The organism is Bradyrhizobium sp. Pa8 (assembly GCF_052588265.1).
On sequence record NZ_CP176767.1, the window covers coordinates 2,444,780 to 2,468,926 of the forward strand.

A 24,147-nucleotide genomic window follows, 5' to 3' on the forward strand; every position below is an offset into this window, starting at 1 on the left:
AACCACGGCGGCACTTGGCCGCTGGAATTGCGCGTGACGCCTCCTAAATAGAGGTAAATTACCCTTGAAATGAGCAATTTCAGGAGGCGTCCGTGGTCCTGAAGAGCGTTCCTTTTGCAGTTGCCATTGCCCTCGTGCTCGCATGGGGCGGCATCGCACGCGCTGACGACTACAAGCCTGACGAATATCTCGGTCTCGATCTCTCCAAGGCGGTGCTGTCGCCGAAGCGGCTCGGGCCCGAGACGCAGTTCGCCCCGGTCGCGTTGGAGGCGAAGGGTGGCAACGAGGCGCAGGCGCGCGCTGAGCCGATGGACGTGCCGAAGAAAGTTGCGGCCGAGCGCGTGCACGTGGCCGAGCCGAAGGCTGTTCATGCCAAGAGCGCCCAGCCACGCGGCGCAGCGCGCACCAAGCTTGCGCATGGTCGCGGCAATCCGCTGGACGCGCAGGCGATGGACACCCGCATCCAGACCTGGCCGTGCCGCACCGGCGGCATTTGCAACTGGAAGCGCTAGCCGGGTCTGTCGCGTCATCCCCGCGTCGCAAAACCGTAGGCGTGGAGTCAAGAAACCGTCAGGATAGGAGTCAAACGGCGCAGGCACCTTCCGTCGCGATTCGACGAAGGTTTCCTGAATGGCAACGCTCCGCGCTTCTCGCGCATGGACCCGGCGGCAGTTCCTGGTCCGCTCGACTTCAAGCCTCGCCGTTGCCGCGCTCGGCACACTCGCAAAGCCATCCATCAGCCGCGCCGCCGATCGCCCGCAAATCGCGGGCGGCATTCAGTCCGGCGATGTCTCGGACGGCTCCGCCGTGATCTGGGCGCGCGCCGACCGGCCCGCGCGGATGCAGGTGGAATGCGCGACCGTCGAGAGTTTCAAGACGATCAGAGCGTCAGCTTCGCGCGACGCGCTGCCCAATGCCGACTTCACTGCAAAACTGCTGCTGAACGATCTGCCGCCCGGGCAGGATATCTTCTATCGCGTGCGCTTCGACGACATCGCCACCGGCATTGCCGGCGAAAGCCGCGTCGGCCATTTCCGCACCGCGCCGGCCGCAGGGCAATCTATCTCGTTCGTATGGTCGGGCGACGTCGCGGGGCAGGGCTGGGGCATCGACATCTCGCGCGGCGGCTATCGCAGCTATCGCACCATGCTCGACAACCGCCCGGATTTCTTCATCCACTCCGGCGACCACATCTACGCCGACTGCACGATCCCTTCCGAACAGAAGCTCCCGAACGGCGAGACCTGGCGTAATCTGGTGACTGAGGAGAAAGCCGAGGTGGCGCACACGCTGGCGCAGTTCCGCGGCAACTACAAATACAACCATCTCGACGCGCATTTTCGCGCCTTCCACGCGGAGGTGCCGATGTTCGCGCAGTGGGACGACCACGAGGTCACCAACGACTGGTCGCCGACCGGCAGCTACGACGACGCCGGCTATGAAGACGACGGCACCCCGCGCCTGGTCTCGCGCGCTCGTCGCGCCTTCTTCGATTTCATGCCGATCCGCGACATCGGCGCACGACAGGGCCGGGTCTATCGCAAGCTCGCCTACGGTCCGCTGCTCGACGTCTTCATGATCGACATGCGCAGCTACCGTGACGACAGCTGGAACAAGGGCGAGGACCATCGCGGCTGGATTCTCGGTGCCGAGCAGCTCGCATGGCTGAAGCGGGAGCTCGCCGCGTCGCGTGCGACCTGGAAGGTGATCGCGGCCGACCTGCCGATCGGCCTCGTCAGTCTCGATGCCGTCGCGCTCGGCAATGGCGCGCCCGATCGGCGTGAGCACGAAATCGCTGATCTGTTGGCCTCGATCAAGCGCGCCAGCGTGCGCAACATCGTCTGGCTCACCGCCGACATGCACTACACCGCCGCGCACTATTACGATCCGAACAAGGCGCAATTCCAGGATTTTGAGCCGTTCTGGGAATTCGTCTCAGGACCCCTGCATGCCGGCACCTGGGGTCCGGGCGAGCTCGACAACACGTTTGGCCCGGTCGCGATGTACCAGAACGGCTGCAGCGAGGCGCAGGGGGAGAACCTCGCGCCGTGCTTCGGCCTGCAGTTCTTCGGCAGGGTCGATATCGACGGTGCAAGCGGCGTGATGACGGTGACCTTGAAAGACGTCGACAACCGCGACCTCTGGTCGGTCGACATCGTGCCGCAGCCGCAGGCGCGCCCGGCCGTGGTGGCGCAGCATTCGTAGGCCGCTAACCCGATCTTGATTGGCCGCCCCGCGTTTGCGGCGCTATACTGTTCATTCCCGCCACCTCTTTTCCATCACCGAAGAGTCCACCCTCGCGGCCCCACCGCGTGTTCGGCGGCTGAAATACGTCAGGAGTTGACCCATGGATCATCTGAAGACACAGGGCATCAGCATGCCCAAGCTCGGCCTTGGCACCTTCCGCATGCAGGGCGATGCCTGCCGCGCGGCGGTCGAGAGCGCGCTGTCGATCGGCTATCGCCACATCGACACCGCCGAGATGTACGCCAATGAAGAACCGATCGGTGCGGCGCTCGCTGCGGCCCGGCTGCCACGCGGCGAGCTGCACGTCACGACCAAGGTCTGGCACGAGAATCTCAGCCCCGATGCGATCCGCCGCGCCTTCGACGCCAGCCTGACCAAGCTCCGGCTCGACCACGTCGATCTCTACCTCGTGCACTGGCCGTCGACTTCCGCGAACTGGGGCGCGGTGTTCGAGACGCTGATGAAGCTGAAGGAGGAGGGGCGTACGCGGGCGATCGGCGTTGCCAATTTCACCACGGCGCTGCTCAAGATCGTGGTCGAGGACATCAAGGCGCCGATCGCCTGCAACCAGATCGAATATCACGCCATGCTCGATCAATCGAAGGTGCTGGCCTATCTCAACGCCAGGTCGATCCCGCTGGTCGCCTATTGCCCGCTCGCGCAAGGACGCATCGCGTCAGATCCGGCGCTGGCCGAGATCGGCGCCAAGCACAATGCGACCGCCGCGCAGGTCGCGCTGAAATGGCTGCTCGACCAGAACGGTGTCGCTGCGATCCCGAAGGCCTCGCGCCGCGAGAGCCAGCAGGCCAATCTCGATGCGCTGAAGATCACTCTCGACGATGCCGACCGCAACAAGATCGCGGCGTTGCCCAAGGACAGGCGTTGCGTCAATCCAGGCTTTGCGCCGATGTGGGATTAGTCTCGCCGAACGTTTCGAACGCGCAAAGAAATGGCCCCGCGAGGGGCCATTTCCATGATGTGTTACGCATCAATCCCAATGGTGGCGGTGACCGCGCTTGACCACGACGACCCGGTCGCGATGGTGCCAGCCGCGATGCCAGCCGTGGTCGCGATGCTCGCGCATTTCGGCGCGGGCGCCGTAGCCATGATGATGGCCGTTCCTGATCACCACCGTTTCGGCATTCGCCATCGTCGGCGCAACGATCGCGAGCGCGCCGAGAGCAGCAACCACATAACCAAGCTTCTTCATGATGTCCTCCTCCAATTCAATGCACATGAGAACGGCGCATGTGTGCGAACGTTCCGGAGAAACTGGAAGAGAATTCTGAATGGATGTTCAGACAGAGCATGATCGGGAAAAGCGCGAAGCGATTTTGCGAGAGATCACGCTCAAACGTGATGGTTAATCGCAGCGTTGCTGCACTGGTGTCGGCGCGCCGGTCGCGACGTATTTGCCGTCCTTGATCGTGTACACACCGCGCTCGCTGCGATTGTAGATCGCACGCAGGCTGCCATCCTTCGCCAGCAGCAACCCAAATTCACGCGCCTGATGCAGCGAGGGGAAGTAAACCATCACATTGAGCAGGCCCTCGGCGTCGACCGTGGCGGACACCACTTCGCTCTCGTCCCTGGCCTCGCCGAAATCACGCCGGTACATCACCCGGCCGTCGTTCCTGATCTCGTAAGTCAACAGCGAGCCCTTGTCGCGGTCGGGCCGGGCCGCGCAATCGACCGCCCATGAGCCGAGCAGGCCCCATTGTTCGACCGTTGCCGCAAGCGTCTCGGCGCCGGCCGTGGGCGCGAACGCAATCCACAGCATCGCCGCCGCGATCCAGCAGCCTAGACAACGCGTCATGTCCTGAAAAACCCCGCCTCGAACAAGTCCAAGTGTAGCATCCTGCGCGCGATCGTCCACGCGAGCTGGCAATCACGCACGAATTTGATCCGCGTCAATGAGGCCGGTCGTATCAAGGGTAGGATGGCGCTCCCGAAGGCGAAGTTGGTGAGAGCGATGCTGAATCAAGTCGTGGATTTCGCGGGCGAGGTACTGCCGGGGAGCTGTGCGGTGCCGCCTTATTCCGAGACCGCGTTCCTGGCCGAGCTGGGCGAGCGCTTGAGGTCCTCGCGCGCGCGGTGCGAGCTGTCGCGCCGGGAGCTTGCCCGCCGCTCCGGGATTTCCGAGCGCTACATCGCCCAGATCGAGGCCGGCAAGGGCAACGTCTCGATCGTGCTGCTGCTGCGGCTGGCCTCCGCCATCCACGGCAGCCAGCCCCAGGTGGCTTGAAGCGAGCCTTAGGCCCGCTTCTCCACGTTGGCGCTGCGGGCCGGCACGCCGAACTCCTTGCGGCAGACCTCGGCGAGCACGGCGACGCCCTCACGGATCTGCTGATGCGATGGGCTCGCAAAGCAGAGCCTGAGGCGCGAGCTGGAATGGGGCTTGTTGGTCGACCATTCCGGTCCCGGATTGATCGACACGCCGGCGGCGAGCGCGGCCTGATAGAGTTTTAGCGTATCGACCTGGTCGGGCAGCTTCACCCACAGGAAGATGCCGCCCTTGGGCTCCTCGAACTCGGCCGCCGTCCCGAACTGCTCGTTCAGCGCCTCCATCAGGGTATCGAGCTTGGTGCGCAGCGCCTTCGTCAACGCGGGCACGTGGGTCGAGAAATGCGGCTTGCAATAGGCGGCCAGCACCATCTGCTCCAGCGCGCCGGAGCCGGCGTCCGTCTTCAGCGCCAGCATCCGCGACATCACATCCCAGGGCGCGACGATGAAGCCGACGCGCAGCGCCGGCGCGATCGATTTCGAGAACGAGCCGATATGGATCACGCCGCCGTTCGGGCTCATCGCGTGGATCGCCGGTGGCCGCTGTCCCGACCAGACGAGATCGGCGTAGCAATCGTCCTCGAAGATGGGCACGCCATATTCGGCCGCGAGCCGTACCAGTTCAGCGCGGCGGCTCTCCGGCATGATGCTGCCGGTCGGGTTCTGCACGGTCGGGATGGTGTAGATGTATTTCGGCCGGATGCCGCGGCTCTTCAAATCGGCCAGCGTCGAGGCCAGCGCGTCCATACGCATGCCGTCCTTGTCGAGGGGGATGCCGACGACGTTGACCCCAAGCCGCGCCAGGCGGGTCAACGAGCCCTGATAGCTGTCCTGCTCGAAGATCACGGTATCGCCGCGCGTCAGCAGCGTCGCGTTGACAAGGTCGAGCGCCTGCAGCGAGCCGGAGACGATCAGGAGATCGTCGACCGTGCAGTTGATGCCGGCGTCGCGCTTCAGTTTTGTCACCAGGAATTCGCGCAAGGGCAGGTAGCCCTGCGGCCCGTGCGCCAGCCCGTAAGTGGCAAGCGAGCGGCCTTCCTTTTGCAAGGCGGAATTGGTCGCCTCGATGAGGCCATCGAGCGGCAACTGCTCGGAGTCGTTGTTGCCGCCGACAAAACTGTACTTGGCGAGGCCCGTCCAGCGCGCGGAAGGGGCCGGCAGCCCTGCGGGAAACAGGGGCGCGAAATCGAAGCTGGACGTCATGGGGGCGTTCCTCGTTTTGTTCTTGTTGAGCGGCCGGCCTTGCGCCGGCGTGCCTTACTTCTTGCCGGCCGTCCTCGTCGGACGGCCCTGGCTGATGAAAGCGTAATGCGCATTGGCTACGCCGCCAACCATCAAGGCCTCGACCACGGGCTCGGCGATCTCGCCTGTTGCAGCCCAGTCGACAAGGAAATTGGCCCCGGTCCCGCCGCGCACGTCGTCGGTCGGAATGAAGATCGAGACGGTGGCCAGAGGCTTCAGCGCCACCTGACCCTTCAGGTAGGTCTCGACCTGCTTGCCTGCGGTGTCGAAATAGGCGATGCGTTTGACCACCAGCGGCTGGGTCTCGGAGGCGTTGTGAACGCTCAGCGTCACCGAGAAGTCGACACGTAGTTTGCCTTGGCTCATCGCGACGCTGGAATAGGCGGGCACATAGAACCCGCCGGAGACAGCGAGTTCCTCCTTCGGCAGTGTGGTGAGCGAATCGGCAAAGTTTTGTTCGATATTGACCTTGGATTGCGCGGCTGCGGGCACGGCAGAGGCGAAGGGGCATAGCAGCATTGCTGCAAAAACCCCTGCTCGCATGTGACGAATTGCTCGCTTGCCGCGCCGCAACCTGCCTCTAGGGTGCGGCAAAACGGACCAATTTGGTATGCACGAACTCATTCGCGACATCACTCTCTGTATTCTGTTTGCCTGGATGCTGGGCCTGCTCGCCCATTTCTCCCGACAGCCGCTGATCCTGGCCTACCTTATCGCCGGCTTCTGCATAGGTCCATTCGGTGCCGGCTGGGTCAAATCGCAGGAATCGATCAGCGTCATCTCCGAGCTCGGCCTGATCTTCATGCTGTTCATGATCGGGCTCGAGATCGACCTGAAGAAGATCGTGCGGGCGGGAAAGGTGATCCTGTTCGCGGCGGGCGGCCAGCTCATCGGCGGTTGCCTGCTCGGGGTGCTGTTCTTCGTCGGCATCGGCTTGTCGCTCGGCGGTGGGCATTTCGATGCGGTCTACCTCTGCGTCGCCTGCGCGCTGTCGAGCACCGTGATCATCGTCAAGGTGCTCTACGAGAAGCGCGAGCTCGACACGCTGCCCGGCCGCATCACGCTAGGCGTGCTGGTGCTCCAGGACATCTTCGCCATCCTGTTCCTGGCGGTGCAGCCGAGTCTCGCCAATCTCGAGGTCAGCGTCATCCTGCTGTCGATCGGCCGTGTCGCGGTGCTGGTCGCCGCCGCGCTGCTGGTCAGCCGCTACGTGCTGCCGCGCCTGTTCCATCAGATTGCCCGCCGCCCCGAGCTGATCCTGCTTGGCGCGCTCGCCTGGTGCTTCCTCGTCGCCGAGACCGCGGAGCGGCTATCGCTCTCGCGCGAGATGGGTGCGCTGATCGCCGGCGTTTCGCTGTCGACCTTCCCTTACGCCCTCGACGTCACCGCCAAGGTCACCACGCTCCGCGACTTCTTCATCACGCTGTTCTTTGTCGCGCTCGGCATGACCATTCCCGTGCCGGGCCTCTCCGTGATCGGGCTTGCCTTGATGATCGCGGCGTTCACGGTGGTGAGCCGCCTCGTCACCACCTTCGCCCCGCTCTACCTGATGAAGCAGGGCTTGCGGGCCAGCCTGTTGCCGGCCCTTAACCTCGCGCAGATCTCCGAGTTCTCGCTGGTGGTGATCCAGACCGGCGTTGCCGACCATCACATCGCGGCCGAAACGGCGAATGCGGCCTCCTTCGCCTTCGTGGTGCTGGCGGTGCTCTCGACCTTCGTGATGACCCGCAGCGACGAGATCACCCGCTGGGCGATCGGCCCCCTGAAGCGGATCGGCCTGCGTGACCTCGACCATGGCAACGGCCATGCCGAGGAGGGGCAGGAGGGCGGCCATGGCGAGGCCCGCCGCATCGTCATCCTCGGCTTTTTCCGTGCGGCGAGCGCGCTGCTGGCCGAGATCGAACGGCAGGCGCCGGTGCTGCTCGAGCAGATCACCGTGATCGACTTCAATCCCAATGTGTACAAGACGCTGCTGTCGCGCGGCCTGCACGTGATCTATGGCGACATCAGCAGCGCCGACACGCTGCTCCATGCCGGCGTCGGCAAGTCCGAGATGATCATCCTCAGCGTGCCGGACGCCCTTCTCAAGGGCGCCAGCAACGAGAAGCTGGTCCGTCACGTCCGCACCCTCAACCCGACCGCCATGATCGTGGCCACGGCCGATCTTTTGTCGGATGTGGGCGAGCTCTACGCGGCGGGCGCCAGCTACGTCACCGTGACCCGGCTCAGCGACGCTCATGAGCTGTTTACCGTGATCGAAGCCGCCCAGGCCGGGCTACTGCCCGACAAGCGGGCCGAACTCGATGTCCGGCTCGGCGAGCGGCGCGAAGTGCTGCCCTGAAGGCGGCGCGGCGCTTTCCGTCCGGACCGTGTGCGCCTATATCCCTGGTATCTTCGGTGCAAGCCTCAGACCCGCGGGCCGGCCCGCCATCAGGCATATGCGGTTGCGTCCAGGACACTAGCGCTTGGGGCCAAGTCCGGCTAAGGCGTCCGGCTAAGCCTCCCGGCCATAACCGATAGAGATTGGGAAATGCCCGATAACGTTCAGGAAGTCTTGCAGGCCTTTGCCCGGGGTGAGCTCGTGGTCGTCACCGACGACGAGGACCGCGAGGGCGAGGGCGATCTGATCGTCGCCGCCTCGCTCTGCACCGCCGAGAAGATGGCGTTCATCATCCGCCATACCTCCGGCATCGTCTGCGCGCCCGTGACCACCGAGGACGCGCGCCGCCTCCGGCTCGATCCGATGGTGGCCCACAACGATTCCGCGCACACCACCGCATTCACGGTCTCGATCGACTACAAGCCCGACGGCGGCACCGGCATCTCGGCCGAAGAGCGCGCCTCGTGCTGCCGCGCGCTGTCCAATCCCAATGTCGGCGCCAACGATTTTGCCCGTCCCGGCCACATCTTCCCGCTGATTGCCAAGGACGGCGGCGTGCTCTTGCGCTCCGGCCATACCGAGGCCGCGGTCGATCTGTGCAAGCTCTCCGGCCTGCCGCCGGTCGGCGTCATCAGCGAATTGATGAACGACGACGGCAGCGTGATGAAGGGCGAGCAGGTCGCCCGCTTCGCGGCCCAACACAAGCTCAAGCACGTCACCATCGCCGACATGATCGCCTACCGCCAGGTGCGCGAGAAGCTGATCGAGCGGGTCTCGACCTTCGTCACTGACAGCCCGATCGGGCCGCTTCAGGGCTATGCCTACCGCTCGCCGTTCGATTCCATCGCCCACGTCGCGTTCGTCTATAACGGTGTCGGCGACGGCAAGAACGTGCTGACGCGCTTCCACAAGCCCAACATCGTCAAGGACATCTTCACCGGCCACAAGCGCATGGCGGCGGTGCTCGAGCACTTCAAGAAGTCCGGCCGTGGCGTCTTGGTTTACCTGCGCGACGGCGCCGCCGGTGTCCCCGTTGCCCCGCTGCCCGATGAGAGCGCGACCGAGGCGGACCGCAACCGCCAGTGGCGCGAGGTCGGTGTCGGCGCGCAGATCCTGCGCGACCTCGGCGTCACCTCGATCCGCCACCTCACCTCATCGGTGCACGACTACAAGGGCCTGTCAGGCTTCGGCATCGAGATCGTCGCCAACGAGCAGCTTGAAAGCTGACACGTAGTGTCATTCCGGGATGGCGCTGAAGGCGCCAGACCCGGAATCTCGAAGTGTTGGATAAAGAGATTCCGGGTTCGATGCTTCGCATCGCCCCGGAATGACCGAAACCAGGATGCAATTGCACTTGTTGCCGCGGCGCTTTACTTTGTCGGGCAAATTTTGACGGAACCAGACGAAAGGACGTTTCATGAGCGTGCGCCCTCAGACCAAGGACAAGCCGGCTGCGGCTTCTTTCCAATGGGACGATCCGTTCCTGCTCGACGAGCAGCTCACCGAAGACGAGCGCATGGTGCGCGACACCGCGCGCGCCTATGCCCAGGACAAGCTGCTGCCGCGCGTCACCAAGGCCTATCTCGAGGAGAAGACCGACCGCGAGATCTTCAACGAGATGGGCGAGCTCGGCCTGATCGGCATTACGCTGCCTGAGGAATATGGCTGTGCCAATGCGAGCTACGTCGCCTACGGCCTCGTCGCGCGCGAGATCGAGCGGGTCGATTCCGGCTATCGCTCGATGAACTCGGTGCAGTCCTCGCTGGTGATGTACCCGATCTACGCCTATGGCGACGAGAACCAGCGCAAGAAGTATCTGCCGAAGCTCGCCAGCGGCGAATGGGTCGGCTGCTTCGGTCTCACCGAGCCCGACGCCGGCTCCGATCCGGCCGGCATGAAGACCCGTGCCGAGAAGGTCTCGGATGGCTATCGCCTGACCGGCAGCAAGATGTGGATCTCGAACGCGCCGATCGCCGACGTGTTCGTGGTCTGGGCCAAGTCGGCCGAGCACGACAACCAGATCCGCGGCTTTGTGCTGGAAAAGGGCATGAAGGGCCTCTCCGCGCCGAAGATCGGCGGCAAGCTGTCGCTGCGTGCCTCGATCACCGGTGAGGTCGTGATGGACGGCGTCGTGGTTCCCGAGGACGCGCTGCTGCCCAACGTGTCCGGCCTCAAGGGCCCGTTCGGCTGCCTCAACCGTGCCCGCTACGGCATCTCCTGGGGCGCGCTCGGCGCCGCCGAGGACTGCATGCACCGCGCCCGCCAGTACACGCTCGACCGCAAGCAGTTCGGCAAGCCGCTCGCCGCGACCCAGCTCGTGCAGAAGAAGCTGGCGGACATGGAAACCGAGATCGCGCTGGGCCTCCAGGGGTCGCTTCGCGTCGGCCGTCTGATGGACGAAGGCAAGTTTGCCCCCGAGATGATCTCGATCATGAAGCGCAACAATTGCGGCAAGGCCCTCGATATCGCCCGCGTCGCGCGCGACATGCACGGCGGCAACGGCATCTCGGCCGAGTACCACGTGATGCGCCACGTCCATAACCTCGAGACCGTCAACACCTACGAGGGGACTCACGACGTCCACGCCCTGATCCTGGGACGTGCGATCACGGGCATTCAGGCCTTTTTCTAGTCGCAACGTTCTTCGGCCGCGGCTAGTTTGCTCCGCTGTCATCGCCCGCGAAGGCGGGCGATCCAGTATCCCAGAGACCTCGCCTTCGCCTCAGGCGCCGCGGCGTACTGGATACCCCGCTTTCGCGGGGTATGACGGCGAGGGTTGGGGCTGCAGTGCACAGGAAGTCCCATGTCCGACAACGACGACATCCCGTTCAACCGCAACTTTCCGCTCAGGGCCGGTGTCGTCGAGGAAGTCCGTCCCGGCGTGCGGCGCGTGCTCTGTAACAATCCGAGCCCGTTCACCTTCACCGGCACGGTCAGCTACGTCGTGGGCCAAGGCAACGTCGCGATCATCGATCCCGGCCCGGACGACGAGGCGCATGCGGCGGCGCTGCTCGATGCCGTGCGCGGCGAGACGGTGAGCCATATCTTCGTCACCCACACCCATCGCGACCATTCGCCGAACACCGCGCGGATCAAGCAGGCGACCGGCGCGCCTGTCTATGCCGAGGGCCCGCACCGTGCCTCGCGACCGCGCTTCGAGAGCGAGAAGCACAATCCGGAGTCCGGCGCCGACCGCGATTTCGCGCCCGATATCAGGATCGCCCATGGCGATGTCATCGAGGGTGCCGGCTGGCGTCTGGAGGCCGTGGCGACGCCCGGCCACACCGCCAATCATCTCGCCTTCGCCTGGCCCGAACGGAAATTCAACTTCGTCGGTGATCACGTGATGGGCTGGTCGACCTCGATCGTGGCGCCGCCCGACGGCTCGATGATCGACTACATGGAGTCGCTCGACCGCCTCGCCGCGCGCGAGGAGGATCTGTATTTCTCCGGCCACGGCCCGGAGATCCCGGACGGCCAGCGCTTCGTGCGCTTCCTGATCCGCCACCGCAAGGCGCGCGAAGCCTCGATCCTGCACCGCTTGGCCAAGGGCGAGGCCGATATCCCGACCATGGTGCGCGCGATCTATATCGGCATCGATCCCAGGCTGACGACGGCCGCCGGCTATTCCGTCCTGGCGCATCTGGAAGATCTGGTCGCGCGTGGCGTGGTCACGACGGATGGCGATCCCGTGATCGGCGGGACGTATCGGATGGCTTAGAGGGCGAATGGCGAATGGGGAGTAGCGAATAGGCGGTCTTCCACTCGCTATTCGCCACTCCCCATTCGCCTACTCATTTCTTCACCGTCTTTGCGGGTGCCTTCGGCGGCGCGACCGGCGTCTTCTTCACCGGTTTCAGCGCGTCGGCATCGGCGGCGGTGTCGAGATCGTCGATGAATTTTTTGACGCGCGCGGCGTTGCTGCCGAGATCACTGTCGAAATAGCGCGACGCCGAGCGGATATCGACGCGGGAATCGTCCCCGTCGGGCACGACCCGGATCGAGATGTCCTCGCGGAACCCCATGATCGGCGTCCGTGCCACCGCCTCGATGCGGCCGATACGGCGCGGCGGCTGCGGCTCGCGCTCGTCGATGACGAGCCATTTGCGCTTGATGACGAGCCGCCGCGCGATCGCATAGGCCCGATCGACCGGGATCTCCAGCTCGATCGGCTCGATGTCGGGATAGAACTGGCGCTGCTGCTCGGCCGAATAGAGGCCGGCATAGACCGCGGTGTTGGTGCCATCGCCGGTGCGCAGATGCGCCAGCGCGTCGAAGCGCGGCGGGTCGATCGGGTTGGTGGTGATGTCGTAGATCGGCGGCAGCTTGCGGTATTGCAGAGCCAGATAAGCGGGATAAGCGAGGATCGCGCCGTTGATGAGGAAGGCGAGCAGAATCCGCCCCATGCCGCGCGAGCCGTTCTGCCAGATCGCGGCAAAGCCCGCGAGTCCGAACAGGATCGAGAGGCCGGCGATCGCGAGCCCGCCGAAGAACGTCATCAGCGCCGGCTTCATCTCCAGGAAGTCGAAGCGGACGATGATGATCGAGACCACCACCGCCACCACGGCGAACACGGCCAGATTACGCGCCCAGCTCGCGAGGCTGGACACGGGCTCCGACTGATAGGGAGCGGAAAACCTGCGGGCCATCGGGTGAAGCTCTGCCGGGGTTTTGGGCGATGTCGGCCGATTTGGCGCGACGATGGGCCGTTGAGACCACGGCCCGGGGGCAAATTCAAGGGTCGTTCACCCTCCCCTGGAGGGGGAGGGTCGATCGCGCGGCGCGCGAGCGGGGTGGGGTGGTCTCTCCACACGGGCACCGCTTTTGGGGAGAGACTGTCACCCCACCCCGCTCACATCGCTGACGCGCTGCGAGCCGACCCTCCCGCTCCAGGGGAGGGTGCAGCACGCCTACGCCGCCGCGTTCGGGAAGCGGTAATCCTTGAACTGGTCGCGCAGTGCGGTCTTCAGGATCTTGCCGGTCGCGGTGTGCGGAATGCCGTCGACGAAGGCGACGTCGTCGGGCATCCACCATTTGGCGATCTTGCCGTCCATGAACTTCAGGATGTCCTCGCGGCTGGCCTGCTGGCCCTGCTTGAGCTGCACGATCAGCAGCGGCCGCTCGTCCCATTTGGGATGATAGATGCCGATGACGGCAGCCTCCGCCACGGCGGGATGGCCGACCGCGAGGTTTTCGAGGTCGATCGAGGAGATCCACTCGCCGCCGGACTTGATCACGTCCTTGGAGCGATCGGTGATCCGCATGTAGCCGGCTTCGTCGATGGTCGCGACGTCGCCGGTGTCGAAGAAGCCTTCCTCGTCGAGGATGTTGCTGTCGACGCGGTAATAGGCGCTGGCAACGGCGGGGCCGGAGACCTTGAGACGGCCGAAGGTCTTGCCGTCCCAGGGCAGCTCCTTGCCGGCATCGTCGGTGATCTTCATCTCCACCGCGAAGGGCGCATAGCCCTGCATCTGCAGCACGTCGAGCCGCGCCTCACCGGTCGCATTCTGGAACGGCGGCTTCAGCGCCGCGACGCTGCCGATCGGGCTCATCTCGGTCATGCCCCAGGCGTGGCGCACGTTCGAGCCCATGTCGAGGAAGGCCTTGATCATCGAGCGCGGCATCGCCGAGCCGCCGCAGATCACCATCTTCAGGTCCGGCAGCTTCAGACTGTTGGCGGTCATGTGCTGCAGCAGCATCAGCCACACCGTGGGCACGCCCGCCGTGTGCGTCACCTTCTCGGTCGAGAGCAGCTCGTAGACGGAGGCGCCGTCGAGCTTGGCGCCGGGCATGACCAGCTTGGTGCCTTGCGAGGGGGCCGAGAAGGCGATGCCCCAGCTATTGGCATGGAACAGCGGCACCACCGGCAGCATTGTCTCGGACGCGCTGGTGCCGAGCGCATCGACATTGTTCGCCATCAGCGCGTGCAGCACGTTGGAGCGATGCGAATACAGAACACCCTTCGGATCGCCCGTGGTGCCGGATGTGTAGCACATCGCGGCTGCCGTGTTCTCGTCAAAGTCCTTCCATTTGAACTTGCCGTCGGCCTCCGCAATCCAGTCCTCGTAGGCGACCACGTTCTTCAGCGTGGTCTCAGGCAAATGCGCCTTGTCGGTGAGCACGACGTAGCGTTCCACGCTTGGCAGCTTGTCGGCGATCTTTTCCAGGACCGGAACGAAGGTGATGTCGGTCATCACGATGCGGTCCTGCGCATGGTTGATGATCCAGGCGATCTGCTCGGGGAAAAGGCGGGGATTGACGGTATGGCAGATGGCGCCGATCCCCATGATGCCGTACCAGACCTCGAGATGACGCCAGGTGTTCCAGGCGATCGTTGCGACACGGTCGCCGAGCTTGATGCCGTCTCGCTCCAGCACCTGCGAGACCTTGAGCGCCCGCTTGTGGATTTCGCCGTAGGTGGTGCGATGGATCGGTCCCTCGACCGATCGCGTAACGACCTCCTGCTTGCCATGAATCTTGGCGGCGTGTTCGATGATCCGGTGGCAGAGCAGGGGCCAATCTTGCATCAAACCAAGCATTCAGACATTCCTCCGAGGTGGGCTGGACTTTTTATAGCTCTCAGCGCTGGGCCAAAGAATTGTCATGAGTTTTAGCCTGCCGGACTTTCGCCGCAAATGGTCTTGTCGCGGCTATATGTCCGCGGGCGCGGCAATGGTTACCGCCGCGCTGGGGCTGTCGCTTGTGCTGGCCGAGAGGGCAGAGGCGCGAAAATATGCTGCGCCGCTCGATATCTTTGGCTTTGGTACACCACGGCCGCGCGCGACGGTTCATTCCACCAAGATGCCCGCCAGGATACCGCTACCAAAACCGCGCCCTGAAGAAGCCCCCAAGGCAACGGACGAAGCCCCCCCGGAGACCGAAGGAAAACCTTCTCCCGACAAGCCGAGCGCCAACAAGCCCGCCGAGGCCGCGCCGCCGCCCGAGAAGCAGCCCTCCGCCTGCCGGCTCGCCTTGACCGAGGAGATCGCGGTCGCGCCGTCCATTCCCGATATTCGCGGCCCCGGCGCCTGTGGCGGCGAGGATCTGGTGCGGCTGGAGGCGATCGTGCTGCCGGACAGGCGCAAGGTGGCGGTCAAGCCGGCGGCGATCCTTCGCTGCACCATGGCCTCCGCGATCGCCGATTGGGTGCGCAAGGACATGGTGCCGGTGGCGGCGAGCCTCGGCTCGACCATCAGCGACCTCGACAATTTCGACAGCTTCGAATGCCGAGGCCGCAACCGCGTCGCCGGCGCGATGCTGTCCGAGCACGGCAAGGCCAACGCGCTCGACGTCCGCGCCATCAAGCTCGCCAACGGGCAGTCGATCGGCCTGACCGACCGCGGCATGCCGCGCGACGTGCGCGAGCGCGTGCTGCATTCGGTCTGCGCGCGCTTTTCCACCGTGCTCGGTCCGGGCTCGGACTGGTATCACGAGGACCACATCCATCTCGACCTGGCGCAGCGGCGCAATGACTACCGGATTTGTCAGTGGAACGTCTGGGATCCCCTGCCGCAGGTCGCCCCGTTGCTGCCGGCGGAGCGGCCCGAGGAGGCGCCGCCGCGCGAGGTCGCGGCCAGGCCTGAGGCCAAGGAGGGAGCTAAGGATGGAACTGATGACGAGGCGGCGCAGAAATCCCCTGCGCCTGTGGGCAAGTCGGCCGCCAATGGCAGCAAAGCCGAGCCACACAAGCCGGCAACAAAAAAGCGCCGGTAAAACCGGCGCTTTTGAATGTCCGAGAGCAGGAGGCGATCAGTAGCTGCCCGCCTGGCCGGTCTGGCTGCCGCCGAGCGCGAGGCGTGAATTGTAGGGCGAGTCGCCGTGCTTCGGCTCGAGCACCACGACAATGGTGCCAACCTTGACGCGGTTGTAGAGGTCGATGGCATCCTCGTTGGTCAGGCGGATGCAGCCCGACGAGATCGAGGCGCCGATATATTCCGGCTGGTTGGTGCCGTGAATGCGGAACAGCGTGTCCTTGCCGCCGGAGTAGAGATACATCGCGCGGGAGCCCATCGGATTGTCCGGACCCGGCGCAACGTAGGTCGGCACGCCCAGTCGCGAAATCTCGCCCGGGGTCGGATGCCAAGCCGGCCACTCGGTCATGCTGCCAACCTTGGCAATGCCCGACCAAGCCATGGCTTCTTCGCCGACGGTGATGCCGTAGCGGATCGCCTTGCCGCCATCCAGCACCCAGTAGAGGTAATGGTTGTCGGAATCGACCACGATCGAGCCCGGCGATTCCTTGCGGTGGTAATCGACGATGGCGCGGCGGAACGGCTCGGCGACGGGGGTGTTTTCGTACCGGACCTTGGCGAGGAGTTCCTTGTCCTTCGGTTTGAAGGCCTTGGTGTCGGTCGCTTCAAAATGTGTGGCCTGCATGCAGCCCGACAGCATCAGGCCAGCGGCCAAAATACCCAGCATAACTTTCAGCGACGACATGATTTGGTTCCAATCGACAACAACAAGCTTTCCCGGGGCTTGAGGCACGCCCAAACCACGACTCCGTTGGGCCCTATTATCGTTGAAATCTGCCACAATTCCAGCGTTTCGGACCTTTTCCCGCGCTGCAAGAGCCGAGCTGTGGCTTTTTTGCCGCAAGTTTTGCACTCCTGCGCTGGTTTTTGGGCAAAGGACGCCCGACTGTCGATTCCGTGCCACGGTTGGGCCACGGTGCCGCCACAAATGCAAACGCCCCGTTAATGTGCTTGTCATCATGAACTTGTCAGAATCGCGCTAAGGGCTGTCAGTCTGTCGCAGGCCCCTGCTGGAGTTGTGCATGTTTTCTGTGTTCGTTCCCTCCGACTCCTCCCTCAAGAAAGCGGTCGTCGAGGACCTCGCGGCGGTTCCGGAGCACGCCGTGTGGATCGACCTGGTCAACCCGACCGCGGCTGAGGACAAGGCGGTGGAGCGGCTCTCGGGCATTGCGATCCCGACCCGGGAGGACATGCAGGAGATCGAGATCTCCAGCCGCCTCTACATCGAGAACAGCGCGCGCTACATGACGGCGACGCTGATGTGCCAGTCCGACACCGACATGCCCCGGACCACGGCTGTCACCTTCATTCTCGGCGACCATCGCCTGGTGACGGTGCGCTACGACCAGCCCAAGCCGTTTGCGCTGGTCGAGGCCAAGCTGGCCCGGTCCTGCGCGCCCGCGATCACCGGCGAGATGGTGCTGATGGAACTGCTGGACGCCGTGATCGACCGCTGCGCCGACATCCTTGAGCGCTGCGGCGCCGAGATCGACCAGGTCTCGCACGACATCTTCGAGCCCGAGAGCGAGCGCCACGGCCACGCCAAGCAATATTCCCAAATCCTGATCTCGATCGGGCGCAAGGGCGATCTCACCTCGAAGGTTCGCGAAAGCCTGGTGTCGATCGGCCGCGTCGTCACCTTCCTCTCTGCGGTGGTGGAGGGCGTGAAATGGTCGAAGGACATGCGCGAGCAGCTCAAGACCATGCAGCGCGACGTCGCCTCGCTGACCGACCACGCCTCCTATCTCTCCAGCAAGATCACCTTCGTGCTCGACGCCATGCTCGGCGTCGTCAATCTCGAGCAGAACAACATCATCAAGCTGTTTTCGGTCATGGCCGTTGTCCTGATGCCGCCGACGCTGATCGCCTCGATCTACGGCATGAATTTCAAGGCGATGCCGGAACTCGAATGGGTCCACGGCTATCCGATGGCGCTGGTGATGATGCTCGCCGCCGCGATCGTCCCGTACTGGCTCTTCAAGTGGAAGAAGTGGCTTTAATACCTACCGAGACCTTACGCCGTTCAACGAGACACGGTGGTTGGTGTCGCAGAATAGAGCGGGATTGAGGCCACGCGGTGATGTGTGCCCGCCGCCCCAATTCCTCCGGTAAAATTTGAGCAGTGGGCTGAACGTTTGCGCGAAACTTGTCTGCGATAAGCAGCATGTTAGCCGCGAGGAACAGCCATGGTTGAAAAACACATAACGTCGCCCCGCAACGTCATCGATCTGGCGAATTACCGTCAGGTCCTGGCGAGCGGCAAGGCGTCGTCGATGTCGGCACGCATGTGCCGGCACTGTGGTGCTCCGCTGCTCGACGGTGAGAACGACGACGACTGCTCGACTGCGTTCAGCACGGCCGCTCCGCGGCTGCGCGATCGGTCGCGTCGGATTCGAGTCGATTGAGGAACGGAAGGGTAAAGGCGATCCAGGTCCTGCGGCGGCGTTGTCTGGATCGCCTTGCTTCCCGCCCTTCGAGCGGGAAAATCATCTAGCGCTTCACGATCTGGGCCGTCGAGACGACGGTCTCGGCGATGGCGCCGTCGCGACTGAAGGCGGCGAGATGCTGCCCGACATCGCGCAGCATCGCGTCGGCATTTTCGCCAAGCGCTTCCGGCGATGACGACGAGTAGGTGAGCGTGCGTTCCGCCAAGTCGTGCAGGCCGACCAGATGGCTGGTCTCGATTGAGACGAGTTCAGCGGGCTGAAACGAACTGCCGCGAAAGAATGCTGGGAGGTCGCGGTGAGTTCGCGTGCCCCGACCGGCCTCCTCCCACAGCTTGGCCGGTGACCATCGGCGCCGCGCTTCATTGTAGCCGTCAAGCCACGGGTTGCGGCCGTCGGTAGCCGAGAATGAGGCGCAGATGGCAATTGCGCCGTCGTGCGCGACCAGCCGGTCGAGCAGTGCAAGCGTCAGGTCGCGATCCATCCAATGCAGGGCGCGCCCGATCGTCACGACATCGAAGCTGCCGATGTCGGGAGCAAGCGTTTCGGCCTTGCCTTCGATCAGCGTGATATACCGCCCTGCGCCCGCTGCGGCGCGTCGCGCCGCCTCGATCATCTCGGGCTCGGCATCGACGCCGACAACGCGGCCGACATAGGGGCCGAAGCCGAGCGCCAAGAGTCCGGGTCCGGTGCCGAGGTCTATCAGGCTGCTCTGTTTGGTGAGACCAAGCTTGTGCGCGACGCTGTGAAAGAATTCGCTCGGGTAGGGCGGCCGCAAATGCTCGTAGAGTGACGCAGTGCTCGCGAACCGGCCCATGCTTCGCCTGCCTAGCCTTACACGTGCTGGCCGCCGTTGATGTGGATCTCGGCGCCGTTGACGTAGGAGCTGGTGTCCGTGCACAGCACGTAGATGATCTTGGCGACCTCGTCGGGCGTGCCGAGCCGGTGCATCGGGATCTGCTGGTCGACGATCTTCTCGGTGCCCGGCGACAGGATCGAGGTGTCGATCTCGCCCGGCGCGATCGCGTTGACGCGGACGCCGACGCGGCCGAAATCGGAGGCCATTTCGCGCGTCAGGGATGCAAGCGCAGCTTTCGATGTGGCATAGGCGGCGCCCGCAAAGGGATGCACGCGCGAGCCCGCGATCGAGGTGACGTTCACGACCGAGCCCCTGGCCGCCTTCAACTCCTCGATCAATCCCCGCGCGATCATGATCGGCGCGAAGAAATTGACGTGGAAGACGTGCGTCCAGGTGTCGAGGTCGGTGTCGACCGAGCCAAGCCGCGAGCCACCCGGGCCCTTCGGCGAGATCGCGGCGTTGTTGACGAGCGCATGCAGCATGCCACCTTCCAGCCGGTTGCGGATGTCGGTGATCGCGCGCGCGGTGTCCTGGGGGTTGCCGAGGTCGACCTGGATATGATCCTCGGGGCCGGCGTCCCACGGACAGTCCTCGGGGAAGGGATGCCGCGAGCAGGTGATGACGCGCCAGCCCGCCGACGAGAAGCGGATCACGGTGGCGTGGCCGATGCCGCGGCTCGCTCCGGTCAGGAGCAGCGTGCGGCGCGGCGCATTGGACGAATGCGGCATGGACATCTTTCAGGTCGGCCTAAGCTTAGGGATACATCCGCGTCTTGGACCATGGCTGGCCGGCCGCGTCACGGCGAAATTCGATACGGTCGTGCAGGCGGAACGGGCGGTCGTGCCAGAACTCGATACGCGAGGGCGTGATGCGCCAGCCGCTCCAGCCCGGCGGCCGCGGCACCTCGCCGATGATGTGCTTGGCCGCGACCTTGGCGATGGCTTGTTCGAAGGCGAAGCGGCTTTCTAGCGCCTCGGACTGCTTGCTTGCCCAAGCGCCGATCTGCGCCTGCTTGGGGCGGGTGGCGAAGTAAGCGTCGGCCTCGGCGTCGGTCACCGGCGTCACGTTGCCGCGGACGCGGACCTGACGGCGCAGTGACTTCCAGTGAAAAAGTAACGCCGCCTTAGGATTTGCGGCGAGTTCGCGGCCCTTCTGACTGGCGATGTGGCTGTAGAAGACGAAACCGTCGGTGTCGAAGCCCTTCATCAGCACCATGCGCACGTCTGGCAGCCCGTCGGGATCGACGGTTGCGAGCGCCATGGCGTTCGGATCGTTCGGCTCGCTCTTGATCGCCTCGTTCAGCCAGGCCTCGAACAGCGCAAATGGCTCGTCGGCGGCGGTGAAATCACCGGATGTTAAGGGTGTCTGGTGTTTCATCGAGGTCGTGTCGGTCATGTCTGGAGTCCGAATTGCGTCCCGCGGCCCAAAACGCGTTGTTGTCCGCTACCGCCCTATATAGGGCATGGGGACGCGTTGGCCTATTGGCGATCCGGCCGTCCGGCTTTGTCATGACTATGATTCTGATCGGGCTCGGCTCCGGCGGCTGCAGCTTTTCCCGCAACGACACCAGCGCCTACGCCAAGGCCGACGACAGCGACCTGACTGGCTCGATCGCGCGGCCGGCAAAGGACGCGCCGCCGACCGACACCGATCTTGCCTTCGCCCGTAACGCCGCCTCCGACGTGCTGAGCAAGGGCGACAAGGATTCGAGCCAGCACTGGGAGAATCCGGAAACCGGAGCGCGCGGCTCGGTGACGCCGATCGCGCAGTCCTACGCCGCCGAGGACGGCCGCAAGTGCCGGGACTTCCTCGCGAGCTACGTCAACGGCAGCACCGAAAGCTGGCTCCAGGGCGCCGGCTGCCAAAGCAGCCGTGGCCGTTGGGAGATTCATACGCTAAAGCCGTGGCGGAGCTAGGAATCGGCTCCGCGGCTAGTTGCAAAAATGCCACTCGCCTCCCACATGACTAGCAGATGGGGCGGGGAGCCCTTTGAACAATTCGATTTCCTGAAGGAGACGTGACGGATGCGCGACCCCTATGAGGTCTTGGGGGTGCCGCGGAGCGCCAACGCTGCCGCGATCAAGAGCGCCTATCGCAAGCTTGCCAAGAAGCACCATCCCGACAGCAACAAGGATGACCCCAAGGCCGCCGAGCGCTTCTCCGAGATCAATTCGGCGAACGAGATCATCGGCGACGAGGACAAGCGCAAGCAGTTCGACCGCGGCGAGATCGACGCCGACGGCAAGCCGCGCTTCCAGGGTTTTCCGGGCGGCGGCGGGCCGCGCGGCCGTGCGGGTCCCGGCGGGTTCGAAAGCTATACGTTCCGCAGTGGCGGCGCGGGCCCTGGCCAGGGCGGCGGCGCGTTCGAGGACATCCTCAACAGCATGTTCGGCGGTGGGACGCGTGGTGCGCGGCCCGGGGCCGGCGGCGCCGGGCAGTTCGAATTCGACACCGGCGGGATCGGCCTCGATCTCGACGTCAACGTCGCCATGTCCGTCTCACTGGAAGAATCGGTCAAGGGTGGCGAGAAGCGCGTCCGGCTGCCGACGGGCAAGGAGCTCAACGTCAAGATTCCGGCCGGCGTCACCGAAGGCCAGCAGATTCGGTTGCGGGGGCAGGGCGAGAGCGCTCAGGGCCATCCGCCGGGCGATCTCCTGATCACGATCAGCATCGCGCCGCACCCGTTCTTCAAGATCGAGGGTGCCGATCTCAGGATCGACCTGCCGATCACGCTCTACGAGGCGGTGCTCGGCGGCAAGGTCCGCGTGCCGACCCTTGGCAATGCCGTGGAACTGTCGGTCCCGAAGAACACCTCGAGCGGCCGGACCTTCCGCCTCAAGGGCAAGGGATTGCCAAAAGCTGGCGGAACCGGGGATCTCTTCGTCACCATCAGGATTATGCTACCGGACGGGAACGACGCCGAGCTTGAGGCATTAATGGAGAAGTGGCGGGACCAACACCCCTACAATCCACGTAACGGGCTTGGCTAAAGCATGATCCGGACCCGGAGGGCCGCGTGAGCGCGAGGCGTTCATGTGGCGTTCAGCGGTTTTCCGAAAAGATCATGCGCAGAGAAAATTGCTAAAGCGCGAGCCATCGCGCTTTAGGGCGAGATCGCAACTGAAGGGGGGTCTCCCAGAGATCCAGAGCATCTCTCGACAGATGATGCTCGTCATATGCCTGAAGCGTGAGAGCGCCCCTCGGCCGATGAAGTTCGACGTGTCGGCTGTCCGGCGGGGCAGTCGATAAATAGGTGCGGCCTCGAGAGGGGGACCAGCGCGGTACCAAAAACCCCAATCGAGGCCGCCCGCGTCGATCGGCGGATCGAACGCTACTCATTTTCTCGTGAGCATCCGGTGCGATAATGAGACGCGCCCATGTCTTGATTCCAAATTTTCAATGTCGGAATCGAGGCACCGCCTTCAGGCGGTTGCTCAGGTACCGTTTTTCTCGGCCTGGTCGTAGACCGCCTGCGCTACCTTGGTCAGGCGATCGCGATCGCTGCCGCCGCTGACGACGTAGCCGACGCCGCGCTCGGCCCAGAACAGCGCCCCGTCCTTGTCGGCTTTGGCGTAGCGCATCTGAGTCGCGCCGGTCTCGGTCTTGGCGGTGTAGATCGTGTACCGCTCGCCCGAGGCGCCCTCATACATCAGGAACGACGCCGGACCGTTCGGCCCCGGCAAGAGCCGGCCGCCGACGAGCTTCAACCCGCTCGCCTCTAGGTTCGGCGCGAACACGGTCCAGCCGCAGCGCCTGGTCAGCCAGGCCTGGAGATGGTCGCGCTCGTTGCCGCCGACCTCGACGGGGTGGCGAACCTCGACGACATAGAGGCGGTGGGCGTCGAGCGCGTCCGCCGTAAAGCTCTGGAAGGTCGAGGGAGCGCTGGCGGCGCCATGCGCCACCCAGCCGGCGGTGCCGCCGGCGACGAAGGCAACCAGCACAGCCGCCGCGGCGCTATAGAGCCATTGCCGGGGGCGGCGCTCCAGCCGCTCGAGCTCCAGCCGGGCCGGCACCGGCTCCTGCGCGACGCCGTCATAGCGGGCGTGCAGCATCTCGGCCATGGTCTGCCAGGACTGCACGCGCTCGGCATCCTCAGGGTGCGCGGCAAGCCAGGCCTCGACGTCGGCGCGGCGCTCGGCCGGCAGCTCGCCGTCGACATAGGCGTGCAGTTCGTCCTCGGTCACTGGAATCCTGTGGTCGTTCATATCGATCGTCTCTGGCTCTGCGGCCCAAAAAATCTTACGCGGTTCAACTGCGTTGCTTCCCACTCCATGCAGCGGAAGCGACCTGCGCGATGCATCAACCCCGCCATCATTTCACCCGCTTGAGCGCCGGGCGCTCACCTTCCAGCGAGGCTTTAACGTGGGCTCTCGCCCGCGCCAGGCGCGACATCACGGTGCCGATCGGCACGCCCTGGATGTCGGCGACCTCGCGGTAGCTCATGCCCTCCAGCATCACCAGCAGAAGCACCGAGCGCTGCTCCTCGACCAGCGTCGCCAGCGCCTTCTCGATGTCGCGCCCTTCGGCCTCGGTCCCGCTGGCATCCGGATTGTTCTCCGTCAGCTGCGTGAATTGCGGGCGTCTTGCCAGCGAGCGCCGCCGGTTCTTGTTGAGGTTGGTCAGGATCGTATAGAGCCAGCTCCTGACATCGCCTCCGAGGAACAGGCGCTCCGAACGCAGCGCCCGCACCAGCGTATCCTGCACCAGGTCGTCGGCCGCATCCGCATCGCGCGTGAGCGCGCGGGCGTAGCGGCGCAGCGCCGGGATCATGGCTTCCACACTCTGGCGAAACGCACTCATGCCGTCTTGACGTCCTGGTGTTCGGCGCGAGCGCCTCAATCATCATAACACCCGAACGGAACGGCTATTCCGGCGCTCGAAACAGCGTTAACGCCGCGTATTAGGACTGTACCGCGAAGGAGGGCTGGTGTACCTCCAGAC

The 24,147-nt window shown here is 64.6% G+C and carries 25 protein-coding genes; 13 read left to right on the forward strand and 12 right to left on the reverse strand.

The features are described from left to right. The first annotated feature begins 92 nt into the window (after positions 1-92). From ACKWRH_RS11135 to ACKWRH_RS11145, 3 genes are all read left to right on the forward strand, one after another. Positions 93-512, forward strand: a complete 420-nt coding sequence (locus ACKWRH_RS11135; RefSeq protein WP_445220552.1) for a hypothetical protein — start codon at positions 93-95, stop codon at positions 510-512. A 118-nt stretch (positions 513-630) separates the two neighbouring features. After that, on the forward strand, positions 631-2,205 hold the full coding sequence (locus tag ACKWRH_RS11140; RefSeq protein WP_445220553.1) for an alkaline phosphatase D family protein: 1,575 nt from the start codon (positions 631-633) through the stop codon (positions 2,203-2,205). A 142-nt stretch (positions 2,206-2,347) separates the two neighbouring features. Further along, positions 2,348-3,166, forward strand: coding sequence for an aldo/keto reductase (locus ACKWRH_RS11145; RefSeq protein ID WP_445220554.1), 819 nt, complete (start codon positions 2,348-2,350; stop codon positions 3,164-3,166). 69 nt (positions 3,167-3,235) lie between these two features. Here ACKWRH_RS11145 and ACKWRH_RS11150 read toward each other — a convergent pair whose 3' ends face one another. Both ACKWRH_RS11150 and ACKWRH_RS11155 read right to left on the reverse strand, forming a co-directional pair. Beyond that, entirely contained in the window at positions 3,236-3,457 is a 222-nt protein-coding gene (locus ACKWRH_RS11150; RefSeq protein ID WP_445220555.1) for a hypothetical protein, read from the reverse strand. A 153-nt stretch (positions 3,458-3,610) separates the two neighbouring features. Further along, positions 3,611-4,063 carry a hypothetical protein gene (locus ACKWRH_RS11155; protein WP_445220556.1) on the reverse strand — a complete coding sequence of 151 codons (453 nt, stop codon included), beginning with the start codon at positions 4,061-4,063 and terminating at the stop codon, positions 3,611-3,613. 156 nt (positions 4,064-4,219) lie between these two features. On the opposite strand from ACKWRH_RS11155, the gene ACKWRH_RS11160 reads away from it, so the two are divergent. Next, positions 4,220-4,492 (forward strand): helix-turn-helix domain-containing protein, encoded by a 273-nt coding sequence (locus ACKWRH_RS11160; RefSeq protein ID WP_014497240.1) that lies wholly within the window; start codon positions 4,220-4,222, stop codon positions 4,490-4,492. Between the two features lie 8 nt (positions 4,493-4,500). On the opposite strand, the gene ACKWRH_RS11165 is transcribed toward ACKWRH_RS11160, so the two are convergent. Together ACKWRH_RS11165 and ACKWRH_RS11170 are read right to left on the reverse strand one after the other, a co-directional pair. Beyond that, entirely contained in the window at positions 4,501-5,733 is a 1,233-nt protein-coding gene (locus ACKWRH_RS11165; RefSeq protein ID WP_445220557.1) for an aminotransferase-like domain-containing protein, read from the reverse strand. A gap of 54 nt (positions 5,734-5,787) precedes the next feature. Further along, entirely contained in the window at positions 5,788-6,315 is a 528-nt protein-coding gene (locus ACKWRH_RS11170; RefSeq protein ID WP_347343423.1) for a DUF3124 domain-containing protein, read from the reverse strand. 67 nt (positions 6,316-6,382) lie between these two features. Between ACKWRH_RS11170 and ACKWRH_RS11175 the strand changes: the two genes are divergently transcribed. The 4 genes from ACKWRH_RS11175 (at position 6,383) to ACKWRH_RS11190 (ending at position 11,873) form a co-directional block, all read left to right on the forward strand. Continuing rightward, the gene (locus tag ACKWRH_RS11175) at positions 6,383-8,113 is read left to right on the forward strand and encodes a cation:proton antiporter domain-containing protein (protein ID WP_445220558.1); all 1,731 of its coding nucleotides are present in this window, start codon (positions 6,383-6,385) and stop codon (positions 8,111-8,113) included. A gap of 189 nt (positions 8,114-8,302) precedes the next feature. Further along, a complete protein-coding gene (gene ribB / locus ACKWRH_RS11180) occupies positions 8,303-9,379 on the forward strand; it encodes a 3,4-dihydroxy-2-butanone-4-phosphate synthase (protein WP_014497236.1) in 1,077 nt (358 codons plus the stop codon). A 190-nt stretch (positions 9,380-9,569) separates the two neighbouring features. Next, positions 9,570-10,784, forward strand: a complete 1,215-nt coding sequence (locus tag ACKWRH_RS11185) for an acyl-CoA dehydrogenase (RefSeq protein ID WP_028148218.1) — start codon at positions 9,570-9,572, stop codon at positions 10,782-10,784. Between the two features lie 171 nt (positions 10,785-10,955). Continuing rightward, positions 10,956-11,873 (forward strand): MBL fold metallo-hydrolase, encoded by a 918-nt coding sequence (locus ACKWRH_RS11190; RefSeq protein WP_445220559.1) that lies wholly within the window; start codon positions 10,956-10,958, stop codon positions 11,871-11,873. Between the two features lie 73 nt (positions 11,874-11,946). Here the strand turns inward: ACKWRH_RS11190 and ACKWRH_RS11195 are convergent, their stop codons facing one another. After that, complete coding sequence (locus ACKWRH_RS11195; protein ID WP_445220560.1) at positions 11,947-12,801, reverse strand: DUF1499 domain-containing protein; 855 nt, start codon at positions 12,799-12,801, stop codon at positions 11,947-11,949. 261 nt (positions 12,802-13,062) lie between these two features. Next, the gene (locus tag ACKWRH_RS11200) at positions 13,063-14,691 is read right to left on the reverse strand and encodes a fatty-acid--CoA ligase (RefSeq protein WP_445220561.1); all 1,629 of its coding nucleotides are present in this window, start codon (positions 14,689-14,691) and stop codon (positions 13,063-13,065) included. A gap of 64 nt (positions 14,692-14,755) precedes the next feature. Between ACKWRH_RS11200 and ACKWRH_RS11205 the strand changes: the two genes are divergently transcribed. Continuing rightward, positions 14,756-15,865, forward strand: a complete 1,110-nt coding sequence (locus ACKWRH_RS11205) for an extensin family protein (protein ID WP_445220562.1) — start codon at positions 14,756-14,758, stop codon at positions 15,863-15,865. Between the two features lie 36 nt (positions 15,866-15,901). Here ACKWRH_RS11205 and ACKWRH_RS11210 read toward each other — a convergent pair whose 3' ends face one another. Beyond that, a complete protein-coding gene (locus ACKWRH_RS11210; RefSeq protein WP_028148213.1) occupies positions 15,902-16,588 on the reverse strand; it encodes a L,D-transpeptidase in 687 nt (228 codons plus the stop codon). Between the two features lie 337 nt (positions 16,589-16,925). On the opposite strand from ACKWRH_RS11210, the gene ACKWRH_RS11215 reads away from it, so the two are divergent. Both ACKWRH_RS11215 and ACKWRH_RS11220 read left to right on the forward strand, forming a co-directional pair. Then, a complete protein-coding gene (locus ACKWRH_RS11215) occupies positions 16,926-17,903 on the forward strand; it encodes a magnesium transporter CorA family protein (RefSeq protein WP_166087661.1) in 978 nt (325 codons plus the stop codon). 186 nt (positions 17,904-18,089) lie between these two features. Further along, positions 18,090-18,308: a hypothetical protein gene (locus ACKWRH_RS11220; RefSeq protein WP_028148212.1), complete on the forward strand. Its 219-nt coding sequence runs from the start codon at positions 18,090-18,092 to the stop codon at positions 18,306-18,308. A gap of 85 nt (positions 18,309-18,393) precedes the next feature. Here the strand turns inward: ACKWRH_RS11220 and ACKWRH_RS11225 are convergent, their stop codons facing one another. The 3 genes from ACKWRH_RS11225 to pdxH are packed head-to-tail and all read right to left on the reverse strand — an operon-like array spanning position 18,394 to position 20,601. After that, the gene (locus tag ACKWRH_RS11225) at positions 18,394-19,164 is read right to left on the reverse strand and encodes a class I SAM-dependent methyltransferase (RefSeq protein WP_445220563.1); all 771 of its coding nucleotides are present in this window, start codon (positions 19,162-19,164) and stop codon (positions 18,394-18,396) included. A gap of 17 nt (positions 19,165-19,181) precedes the next feature. Continuing rightward, positions 19,182-19,934, reverse strand: coding sequence for an SDR family NAD(P)-dependent oxidoreductase (locus ACKWRH_RS11230; protein WP_282521452.1), 753 nt, complete (start codon positions 19,932-19,934; stop codon positions 19,182-19,184). Between the two features lie 25 nt (positions 19,935-19,959). Further along, on the reverse strand, positions 19,960-20,601 hold the full coding sequence (gene pdxH / locus ACKWRH_RS11235) for a pyridoxamine 5'-phosphate oxidase (RefSeq protein ID WP_354174250.1): 642 nt from the start codon (positions 20,599-20,601) through the stop codon (positions 19,960-19,962). 113 nt (positions 20,602-20,714) lie between these two features. Here pdxH and ACKWRH_RS11240 point away from each other — a divergent pair, with 113 nt between their 5' ends. After that, entirely contained in the window at positions 20,715-21,122 is a 408-nt protein-coding gene (locus ACKWRH_RS11240) for an RT0821/Lpp0805 family surface protein (RefSeq protein WP_028158074.1), read from the forward strand. A gap of 108 nt (positions 21,123-21,230) precedes the next feature. Next, complete coding sequence (locus tag ACKWRH_RS11245) at positions 21,231-22,196, forward strand: DnaJ C-terminal domain-containing protein (protein ID WP_445220564.1); 966 nt, start codon at positions 21,231-21,233, stop codon at positions 22,194-22,196. 444 nt (positions 22,197-22,640) lie between these two features. Here the strand turns inward: ACKWRH_RS11245 and ACKWRH_RS11250 are convergent, their stop codons facing one another. Then, positions 22,641-23,411 (reverse strand): anti-sigma factor family protein, encoded by a 771-nt coding sequence (locus ACKWRH_RS11250; RefSeq protein ID WP_445220565.1) that lies wholly within the window; start codon positions 23,409-23,411, stop codon positions 22,641-22,643. Between the two features lie 106 nt (positions 23,412-23,517). Beyond that, positions 23,518-24,006, reverse strand: coding sequence for a sigma-70 family RNA polymerase sigma factor (locus ACKWRH_RS11255; RefSeq protein WP_014497222.1), 489 nt, complete (start codon positions 24,004-24,006; stop codon positions 23,518-23,520). Between the last annotated feature and the right edge of the window lie 141 nt (positions 24,007-24,147).